The sequence below is a fragment of the Shewanella surugensis genome (assembly GCF_023284005.1).
Taxonomy (GTDB): Bacteria; Pseudomonadota; Gammaproteobacteria; order Enterobacterales; family Shewanellaceae; genus Shewanella; species Shewanella surugensis.
In genome coordinates this window covers 58,522-68,595 of the sequence record NZ_JAKIKS010000011.1, presented here as the reverse complement: position 1 = coordinate 68,595, position 10,074 = coordinate 58,522, and the positions used below count along the sequence as shown (strand labels likewise).

Genomic DNA, 10,074 nt, shown 5'->3' with positions numbered 1-10,074 from the left:
TCATTTTTAGTCATTGCGATGTTCCTTTTGTTAATTGTTGATCGGCCAAGATCAATTAACAGGTTACATCGCAATGCTTTATCCTCATACACCAGAAACGACTATAGCTCGTTTGGGGGAACATTTACCCATTTTAATGCCTGATGTCATCATTAGACACTAAAATTAAGGGAGCAATGAATGCGGTTGACGATGGACTTGTTTAACGGTGACATTTTACCTATGCCACTTCAGTACTCTTTACTGAGTACTTTGCCTCTATAATCAGTCATATCTTCAAATAGTTCGTCATATTCTGGTGCTAATTATTAATCATTAACCTTTTACAGTACTCGTTTATGGCCTTTCTCATTAAAGGATTAATGATCATGAATACTCCCAATTTAACGTTTCACGCTTTAGCCCTCTCAACACTACTCACAACAGTACTCACATCAAACGTGTTAGCTGATCGAGGGCCGATCCCTGACATAAACAGTGATTCCAAATTTATTGTTTATTACGGGAATGATTTTTATACTAATACCCAAGCCAGTCCAGATAATTGGATCATTAATCAATCTATCATTAGCACTTTGTCTGGCTTTGATGTGGTCGTGGTTCAACCAAACCAATGGACCTTCACTCCCGAAATTGTTCAGGCTTTAAAAGCGGGTGGGGTGAATAGGGTGTTGGGATACATCAGTATTGGTGAAGACTATGTTAATCAATCCCTAGAATCCGCATTAGACAACGGCACTGGGATGAGGACATACGATCCATCCTCTAATCAACTTGTCACTGTACCCGCTACGACGTTACAGAGCTTTTATATGGATGTAGATACACAAACAGTCACTTATCACTCAAACGGTGATGTTGACAGTGTGACAACGGCTGCTCGCTTAACCCCCGATGGTCTACCAGATTTAAATCCTCACTTTTATGGGTTTATGGTGTATCCCGATGCGAATTGGCGCTGGGTATTAGATAACATGAGGATTGGCACAGCAAATGTCGCCGGCCGCCAATACAAGGCAGGCTTACAGCAATTAGCGGGTAGCAGAGACTCGTCCAATCTTCGTGATCGCTCAGGGAACTTCGGTTTTGATGGGTTCTTTTTAGATACTATTGATACGGCAGGGCCTTATGATAATGCTGGCTGGTACCCTTGGACTGCTCAGGCCATGCAACAAACGGTTAAATTCATTAGCGATCAATATCCTAATAAACTCGTGATGGCCAATCGTGGCGCATTTTACTTTTCACCTGGGCTTAAAAGCCCTATCACGAACGAATACGCAATTGACTACAGTATTCGCCCTTACGTGAATGCGTTTCTGTTTGAGAGCTTTCGCTATGACAGCGATCCCTCAACGGATGGAGCAAATGGTGTGTCTGAGTACTATAACGAGAACCGTTTTAACAGCGCCCCCAAAGTCATTGCTGAATCGAATCGAGAAGATGGCTTCACCGTGTTTGGTTTAGATTATCAAAGTGGTCGTCAACATGTTGAATTAGATAGTTTTGAGATTGCTGTAAGAGAAATGGGATTGGTTAACTATTTAGCACCGGACGGTGATTTAGCCACTCATAGTTTGGCGATGGCGGATCTGTTACCAGACAGCCACAACGATAGTACAGCACCCATTTGGGATAATACGGGTCATCATTTATATAACACGCCGAATACCAATATGAGAGTAGGCGCTCAATCTGTTGCAGAAGGGGCGACACCAACGGATATTGTTATTACGTGGGATACCGCCATCGATCAATCTTATCCCGTCCATTACGACATTTCGGTTGAAAACCTGTCAACAGGCAGTATGGCTGTGCATGATGATGTAGCCTTCACAACCAATCCAGCATGGTTACATAACCCAATCGCTCATAGCGCCAACCAAGCCGCTATTTCCGGTTTGACCATGGGGGATGATTTCCGTGTCAAAGTCTATGCAGAAGATGCCAAGGGTAGTCGGAATGAAGACGATCCGGGTATGACGTATTCACTTGCGACTCCAATGTCAAATCCTATTCTTAAGTCCTCAATTACGTTAGATGGTTTATTAGGAGATTGGTCGACGATTGCAGCATATCCTGTTGATCCTGACGATATCAATGAAGTCAGCGCTGCGGGTCATATCAGTGGTCAAGGCAATCAAGCCAATTGGAGAGGTATTCAAGTTGTTCATACGACCGATACAAATGAATTACTGATGGCCTATACCAATGAAACCAACATCTACATAAGCTGGGGTTTTCAAGTCTTTATCGATAGTGACGATGATCCTACAACTGGATTTAAAGGCAGCTTTGCTGGTATTAACACTTTTCCCATTGGCGCTGATTATTTAATCGAAGGGGTAAACGTTTACCAATATTCTGGTACAGGGAACGATTGGCATTGGATTGTCTCACCCAATAGTGGTGGTTACGAAATGGGCAGGATTTGGAGCGGCCAGACGGGTGAGGTATTTTTACCACTACATTGGATCGGCAGCCCAACTAACGCTATGAATTTTATTGTGTTCGGCAATAACGATTTTTATGTGGATGGTTTAACGCCCATAGAATTTGACTGGTATCCAGATAACGCGGCATCGGGTGGTTATTTTCGGTATCAGTTTTGATTAGGGTTATTTCAGTAAATAGCCTGCGGCAGACTGTTGTGCAGATACCTCTACGAGACACTGTGAAGCCATCCTTGGCCGCTTTACGGCTTCATCCCTGAAGTCGAAACTCGTAGTTGCATCTACACTGGATATCTCTGAAAGCAAAGAGGAAAAGCCAAAGCAGTGTGTTTAATCGATAACGAAATCACAATTCAAAGATGAGCATTTTATTATTTGGATTGCGGTTGAAGCTTGAGGGCTGGAGAGGTATTATCGACTGTCTAAACTGTTATCACCCTTCAAAAATGGAGAATACCGATATGAACAAGTAGCTAAAATTACACTATTATTTTTTATAATGATTAAGTGTATTTTGTCGTTGCAGATATGTTCATAAGGATATTTTTCTTACTGCTATTGTTTCTATACGTTCTATTATCGAAGAAGAACCATGCTTAGCAGTTTCATCATATTTTAAAATAAGCATTATCTGTGGTGTCTATTTTAACCTGAACATGTATTAGGCATTGAGGGTTAAAAAACGACTGCCATCATAAGCGTATTGTTAATAAGTATGTGATTAATAGGCTTATTATTGAATGCGCAGTGATGGTCGCTATCCTGGAAATGTATTATGACTGAAAATAATTTAGATAAAGATAAATATGTCGTTGAGCACAACGGTGTTGTTTGGGATGGTTATGCGCAAGCAAATGGGGCTTGGTCTAAGCCTGTATCACATGACATTATCGAGCAAGCGAAACAAGGGCATTGGAATGTTCATATAACCAAGAAAGCCTTAGATGATGATTGGTTACCAAAGGATATAAGAGGAAAGAAAATTCTTTGTCTTGCGTCCGCCGGAGGTCAGCAAGCTCCCGTTCTATCTGCTGCTGGTGCAGACGTTACCGTTTACGATATATCAAAAGGCCAGTTGGATAAAGATGATTTCATCGCTCAACGGGATGAATTGACGCTTAAAACCATTCGAGGTGATATGCGCGATCTCTCCGTTTTTAGTGATAACACCTTTGATTTTATCCTTTCACCTATTTCAAATTTATACATTCCAGCTTTGGATACACTTTGGCGAGAGTGTTACCGTGTGTTGAAACAAAGTGGCGTATTGCTGACCAGTTTTTATAATCCGGTTCTTTTTGTATTTGATAAAGATACGCTAACAATTGAACAAGGGTTACTGAAGCCTAAATATGTGTTGCCTTATTCTGACGTTAGTAGCTTGGAAGAAAAGGACTATAAAGAGAAACTGTTAAATGGAGATGCATTAGTTTTTGGTCATACATTGACACAACAGATTGGTCAACAGATGGAGGCTGGATTTGTGGTATCAGGATTTTATGAGGATGATCACCCGAGTCCTCGTTTCCTTATTGAGCAATATATGCAAACCATGATAGCGGTAAGATCCGTTAAATTGTAATTTGTTATGCGCCAAAGTAAGCAGGACTTTGAATGAAGGTTGATGACATTTTTCTTATCGGAGTTATTTTATTTTTACTAGGTTTGGTGATAGTCATATCTTCATTGCTATCTATCGCTTCTAGCGGGGTGAGGTTGTGGATTGTTTGATTTATCACCTGCGGTGAGGCTTAAAGTCGTGAATTCCCATTCACACTGGGTGAGTCATGATTAGCGTCTTAGTATGTTTGTATTTGATGATTTAATGGCAACCATAGCTTTACTGATGTTAATTGCCGCTGCAGGCTTTTGTGCAGATACTTTATTGAGACGTCACAAGGCAAAGCCTCTGCCTGTTTAGAGACTTTTTTTAGTACACTCGCATTGATTGATAATAATGTTCAGCCATGATGACTCTCAAGGTCTTCAAATGAAGGATGTGGGTGTTTTCTATGCAATGAACCTTGGCCATTGAGTGTCGTTAAGAAGGCGAGGGTAGTGGCACTGTATGGACATGATGTAAGCAAAGTATGTGAATAAAGAATGGGAAAGTTGAACTGTATGGAAAGTCAGTGCATTAAAAAGACGTTTAGAAGTCAAATTTATAGTGGAACGATCCGGGATTACTGGCTGTATGTGCCAGCGCAATATGAGGAAAATACGCCAGCTAATTTAATGGTATTCCAAGATGGCTATTACAACATCGATGAAAGTAAACCAATGCAAGCAGTTCAAGTTATTGACCGTTTAATGGTGGCTAAAAAGATCCCTACAACGGGTTGTGTGTTCATCAACCCCGGCATTATCGAAAAACCGACTAAACCAGAACACCATCCTGATCCACAGCGTAGCATTGAGTATGATCCGGTCAATGATCAATATAGCCAGTTTCTCATCAATGAGTTGTTACCAGAAGCATTTTTATAAGCTTTCCATTATAAAAATTCATTTATTGATATATGGCTTAGATAATGGCTCGGGTGTTCTTGAGCCCTAAATGGGTTATAGCTTATTATCCATTTACGCGTTTATTTATAAAGGACTGGTTGGAAGCTTGCAAGAATTAGATGCTTATTGGGGGGGAAATGATTTCAAGTGGTAATATTATGTTGACAGGATGTACCTGAAAGCTCCTATTACGGCGGATAAATCATGAAAAAACCATTAACACAGGTTGATCACAACTTGATTGAGTGTTTAGTTAACTACATGTTTATAAAAGGGAAGAGTGAAGCGCCTGACGCTCTTAAATGTGTAGAGTGTTGGTTTAAGAAAAGCACTGTGATTGACAGAGATATTCGCCATTGTTTTGGTCAGCATGTTGAGCTAGCAATTAAAGGACATTATAATTATTGGATGCAATCTCCGATTGGTTGCCTTGGACTGATGATTCTTGTTGATCAATTTCCACGTAATATTTATCGTGACACTACTGCTATGTTTGCAGGCGAGAAGGTCTCCCGAGAAATTGTCAATAAGCCACATGATTGGCAATCTGTTCTCTCTCCTGTTCATCAGTTATTTACTCCTGCATTGATCTTAACTCACCATGAAGATCTTGAATCTCAAAAGCGATGTGTTCAGCATTATCAGGAAATTAAAGAGCGTTTGCCACCTGATTTTCATGGATTTAGGTCAATTTTCATCAAACATTTGGAGGTCATTGAATAATTTGGTCATTTTCCTCATCGTAATGGCATACTCAGGAGGAAATCAACTCCTGAGGAAATCGAATTTATGCTCGATCCTTCTCATCGGTTTGATCTTGCTGCTCGCATTGATCCGGAGACTGGAAAAATGGTGTTTGGTCGAAACCCCAATGCGTTATGGACATTATTTTACAGTGAGTTGAAAGCTCAAAAGCAGTTTGAATACCTGTTAACGGGTGGAAACGTTGGATTGTCAGCTTATCGAGTTTCTCAAGAAACTAAGGATGAATATCTGACACTGTTTGGCCAACTTGATGTTGACGGAAGTGGGAATTTAGATGCTCAAGAACTTGCCGTGATATTCGAAGCGACTGGAAAGACTTATTCCAAGAAAAAACTTCAGAATCTTGTTACCAACCTTGGACAACATAATCGAAATGGCCTAATTGGTATTGGTTTCGAACAGTTTATTGAAATAATGGAAACAGATTTGGAGGAATTGTCAATTCCTCCAACTATTAGCGATTTTTTTTCAATTTTTGATTCGAATGGGGATGGACAAATCAGCATTGAGGAGTTGTTTTTTTGTGTTAATGCGATTAATCCGAGAATTACTCGTTCCGAGGTTGAGAGTATGTTCAAATATGCAGATCTTGATGGTAATAAATCGATTTCACGGGGTGAATTTCAGCAACTCGTGATTGAATTACACATCAAAGACTGAAAGAAGGAAAGAAAGTATCACATGTCTTGAGAACATGACATTGAGGATATTTATTATGATGTATTGGGTAGCAACTAACCGAGACACTCATAATTATCTTATCTATAATGTATTGAAAGTGTAAGTTTTTGAAAATAAAGCCAGTGCTACACTTGGGATCATTGAGGTGACGAGTTGGAAGCTTTGGCAGGTGGTTCGGCACTTGGCCATCATTATTTTTCTGGAAAAACTGAGTCAATAATACATAAATTATTTATGATACGACATATTAGCAAGATGCGTTATTGCTGAGTAAGTACTGGTTACATGGTTAATAAAAGTTGTGCTGATCGCACATGCGGATTATACAAAGGTTATTAAGGAGGATTTAGGTTATGTCATCCAGTTTAAAGCTCAATTATGTAGAATTTCCTGCAAGTGATATTCCAGCGACAAAGTTATTTTTGGAAAAAGCTTTTGGGTGGTCATTTCAAGATTTTGGCCCAGACTATTCTGCTTTTTCTGATCAAGGACTTGACGGTGGTTTTTATCAATCTGAGTTAACGTCTGTTGCGTCTAATGGCTCAGCTTTGCTTGTGTTAAAAAGTAATGATTTAGAACATACACAATCAGTCATTGAATCAGCGGGTGGTAAAATATCAGCCCCAATTTTTTCATTTCCTGGAGGTCGTCGCTTCCATTTTATCGAGCCTAGTGGTAATGAATTTGCAGTGTGGTGTTTAATGAGTACTTAGCAAACGCTTAACAATAATGTAAAGCGGGACGGCTAACTCGTTTTGTGTCCTTTCTTTGGCTAGCCTCTTACATAAGGGGGCATTTGATCATACCTCGACTCACTAAATGGCTCCGTAAAGGGTTGGTTAAAGGTTATGCAATGGTTAGCATTTGGTGGTAAATTGATTATTTTACAGTCAGTTGTTTACAGTGGTCAGTCAGTAATGCTACCTTTCATTACAAATAAAATGGTTTACTGACAAAAGATGAGGCCGAGGGTCAGAGTAAGAGTCCTAGAGTGGCGAAGTGTATTGTTATGTGGTGATCTAGCGTTCGTATTGCAATGAAATAGAGCGGTCTACATATTGCTTTTAGTCAAAGGAAGAGGATATATGCAAGCTTTACTTGGTCACAGAGTGATTGCTTCTTTGATCATTATTACGCTAATGGCGAATGGGAGAATGTTTTCTTTCATCGGAGGGGTGTCGTTTAGCAATAATCTGTTCCCTATTTTGTTTAATATTGCTTGGAGTTTGTTGTTACTGGCGACTGCTGTAGGGTTGTTTTTAAAGCGTCATTGGGGGCATTTGTTATTCTATCCGGCAGTATTGTTAACGACGCTTGGTTTTGGCATTTCACTGGTTCCTTTTGTCCCCAGTTTATTCCCATTAGCAATCAGTTTTTGGGTAACGTTAGGTATTAACTCGGTGATGTTACTCATTGTGATAAGGCTTCATTGGCAAGCAATCACCGCATCCAAGCTATCACAGCAACGCCATCAATCATCCTACAAATGAAACGACTTAACGGTTTTTGTTTATTGATCAGGCTGATTGATTCGATCCCTTTTATCAGGATCATGAGGTGACTTAATAAGCCGAGGAGGATATTTTTTATTGATAAGGAGACCGACATTGACAATAAAACAATACGTTAATAATTAGAGTGAAAAAACCGATTGAAAATAGCCCTTTGGGGCGGATGTTATATTTTAGGGGTTCCATTGAAAAATTCATTGAATAAATATTTGTTTGTGATTGCGTTATGTGTGGCTTTTCCCGCTACGTCAGAGGAAAGTGAAGCACTTACCGTCGACCAAGTTGCGTTAAACCGAGCTGATCTGGCTTTTCCAAATGTAGACAATATCAAGCCCGATATGAGTGATTTTGGCATTCAGAGTTATGTGCTGATGAGTAATGACTTAGGTGAGCGCTGGGCCGTCTTGACAATAAAAAATGAGGCTTCAGGCCGACGTACGTTAAATCAAGAGCATTTATTAGCTATTTTGGCTAATGGCGATCATATTTTTCCGAAAGCGTTTTACCAGACTTTTAATGGCAATGAAACCATCTCGGTTACCATCGCCTTTGGTAAGAGTAAGTTCCCTGTATTAGCGATTTACTCGCGCACATAAATCATCAGTAAAAAGACAGTCGCCTTGATGATTTTATCAAAGCGACGCTGTCATGACTTAGCATTTTAGGCCGGGCTGATTTTATCATTGATGACGCAGGGTGTATTAAAGTTAGTCACAAAGTCAATATTTAAGTAATTGATAAATAGTGCTATTAGAGGGGTTTTGGTTTTTAATGTTCATTGCCCTTCATATACAAAATCCTGAGGGACCCCTCAGGCTTGGGTATATAGCAACGGATGGATTTTCTATGAAAATCTTTCATACTATGATGACAACAAATAATAAACAGATTGCAAACTATGGCTACTCAATTATTTGGTAAAACGGATGACGGAGACAGTTGTACCCTTTTTACGTTGAATTCTGGTAACGGATGCAATGTCAGTCTCTCAGAATTTGGAGCGGCAATTACCTCTATTAAACTGACCAATGCTCATGGCGTGTCTCAGGAAATTTGTTTGGGTTTTGATGTGTTGGACGGTCAGCAAAAAGATCGGCAACATATAGGGGTGACGGTGGGGCGTTATGCAAACAGAATTGCTAATGCGTGTTTCGAACTCAATGGCAAAACCTATCATCTTGATGACAATATACCGCCACATCAACTTCATGGTGGCCATGAAGGTTTTGGGCGTAAAATGTGGCTGGGAACCTCTGTCTTAGAAAATGAAAACCCAGTCATACGTTTCACTTACACCAGTCCTGATGGTGAGATGGGATATCCTGGGAATGTAAATTGTTCTGTCACTTATCGTTTGAGCAGCAATAATGTTTTAGCTATTTTATACCAAGCGATTTCCGATAGAGATACTTATGTAAATCTGACAAACCACGCCTACTTTAATTTAGGAAGCCGTGATCATATTTTAGATCATGAAGTCAAAATTTATGCTGAAGCAATGACGCCAGTAAACCGCTCACTCCTTGTAATCGGAAAAATAGAATCGACGCAACACGGCCAGTTTAATTTTTCGCATTCGCGTCCTATTCGCTTTGGTATTGAAAACCCCAATCCGCAAATGAGATTAGCGGGTGGGTATGACATAAATTATATTATCGGTTTGAATGATGGGAAGTTGAAACCACATGCTGTGGTTTGTTGTGCAGAAACGGGTATTAAACTGGTAGTGAAAAGCACCCAACCTTGTTTACAGTTTTATACGGGTAATAACCTCAACAATACTCCTGCACGCGATGGTACTCGATTAAAAAAACATGGCGGTTTTTGCCTAGAAGCACAAGATTATCCTAATGGCATGAATGTGGATAATCTACTCGTAAAGCCCTTAAAAGCAGGAGAGTTATATCATCAAGTTATCGAGTATCACTTTTCAACCTATGAGGCATCGGAATGAACATCACCACCCTTATATACCCGTATTGCCCAGAAGCATGTGTTATCCCGCGACGACATTGATGCATCCTTCATATAATGCAATGGGTAAAATTTGTCCTTACTCTTACTAATTAATATCAGCATAATGTTCATTGATGTATTTTAATACGGCCAACGTTTCATTTGCGGTGCGTATTGAAATCGCATAGGGCTCCTAAAAG

Annotated in this window: 8 protein-coding genes and 1 pseudogene; all 9 read left to right on the top strand. The window is 39.9% G+C overall.

Annotated elements, in window-relative coordinates:
- The first annotated feature begins 368 nt into the window (after positions 1–368).
- Positions 369–2,612 (top strand): putative glycoside hydrolase, encoded by a 2,244-nt coding sequence (locus L2764_RS04610; RefSeq protein WP_248939069.1) that lies wholly within the window; start codon positions 369–371, stop codon positions 2,610–2,612.
- Between the two features lie 616 nt (positions 2,613–3,228).
- Positions 3,229–4,035, top strand: coding sequence for a class I SAM-dependent methyltransferase (locus L2764_RS04605; protein ID WP_248939068.1), 807 nt, complete (start codon positions 3,229–3,231; stop codon positions 4,033–4,035).
- A gap of 539 nt (positions 4,036–4,574) precedes the next feature.
- Positions 4,575–4,940 carry an alpha/beta hydrolase gene (locus tag L2764_RS04600; protein ID WP_248939067.1) on the top strand — a complete coding sequence of 122 codons (366 nt, stop codon included), beginning with the start codon at positions 4,575–4,577 and terminating at the stop codon, positions 4,938–4,940.
- 225 nt (positions 4,941–5,165) lie between these two features.
- A pseudogene (locus tag L2764_RS04595) lies at positions 5,166–5,747 on the top strand (DUF924 family protein); the annotation flags it as partial.
- A 3-nt stretch (positions 5,748–5,750) separates the two neighbouring features.
- Positions 5,751–6,386 carry an EF-hand domain-containing protein gene (locus L2764_RS04590; protein ID WP_248939070.1) on the top strand — a complete coding sequence of 212 codons (636 nt, stop codon included), beginning with the start codon at positions 5,751–5,753 and terminating at the stop codon, positions 6,384–6,386.
- 374 nt (positions 6,387–6,760) lie between these two features.
- The gene (locus L2764_RS04585) at positions 6,761–7,120 is read left to right on the top strand and encodes a VOC family protein (RefSeq protein WP_248939066.1); all 360 of its coding nucleotides are present in this window, start codon (positions 6,761–6,763) and stop codon (positions 7,118–7,120) included.
- A gap of 372 nt (positions 7,121–7,492) precedes the next feature.
- Positions 7,493–7,897 (top strand): hypothetical protein, encoded by a 405-nt coding sequence (locus L2764_RS04580; protein WP_248939065.1) that lies wholly within the window; start codon positions 7,493–7,495, stop codon positions 7,895–7,897.
- Between the two features lie 206 nt (positions 7,898–8,103).
- On the top strand, positions 8,104–8,514 hold the full coding sequence (locus tag L2764_RS04575) for a hypothetical protein (protein ID WP_248939064.1): 411 nt from the start codon (positions 8,104–8,106) through the stop codon (positions 8,512–8,514).
- Between the two features lie 302 nt (positions 8,515–8,816).
- On the top strand, positions 8,817–9,872 hold the full coding sequence (locus L2764_RS04570; RefSeq protein WP_248939063.1) for an aldose epimerase family protein: 1,056 nt from the start codon (positions 8,817–8,819) through the stop codon (positions 9,870–9,872).
- Positions 9,873–10,074: the final 202 nt, after the last annotated feature.

Excerpts from the sequence above, each read along its gene's own strand:
- L2764_RS04610 (WP_248939069.1), top strand. The coding sequence starts at position 369 with ATGAATACTCCCAATTTAACGTTTCACGCTTTAGCCCTCTCAACACTA.
- L2764_RS04585 (WP_248939066.1), top strand. The coding sequence starts at position 6,761 with ATGTCATCCAGTTTAAAGCTCAATTATGTAGAATTTCCTGCAAGTGAT.
- L2764_RS04600 (WP_248939067.1), top strand. The coding sequence starts at position 4,575 with ATGGAAAGTCAGTGCATTAAAAAGACGTTTAGAAGTCAAATTTATAGT.
- L2764_RS04590 (WP_248939070.1), top strand. The coding sequence starts at position 5,751 with ATGCTCGATCCTTCTCATCGGTTTGATCTTGCTGCTCGCATTGATCCG.
- L2764_RS04570 (WP_248939063.1), top strand. The coding sequence starts at position 8,817 with ATGGCTACTCAATTATTTGGTAAAACGGATGACGGAGACAGTTGTACC.
- L2764_RS04580 (WP_248939065.1), top strand. The coding sequence starts at position 7,493 with ATGCAAGCTTTACTTGGTCACAGAGTGATTGCTTCTTTGATCATTATT.
- L2764_RS04605 (WP_248939068.1), top strand. The coding sequence starts at position 3,229 with ATGACTGAAAATAATTTAGATAAAGATAAATATGTCGTTGAGCACAAC.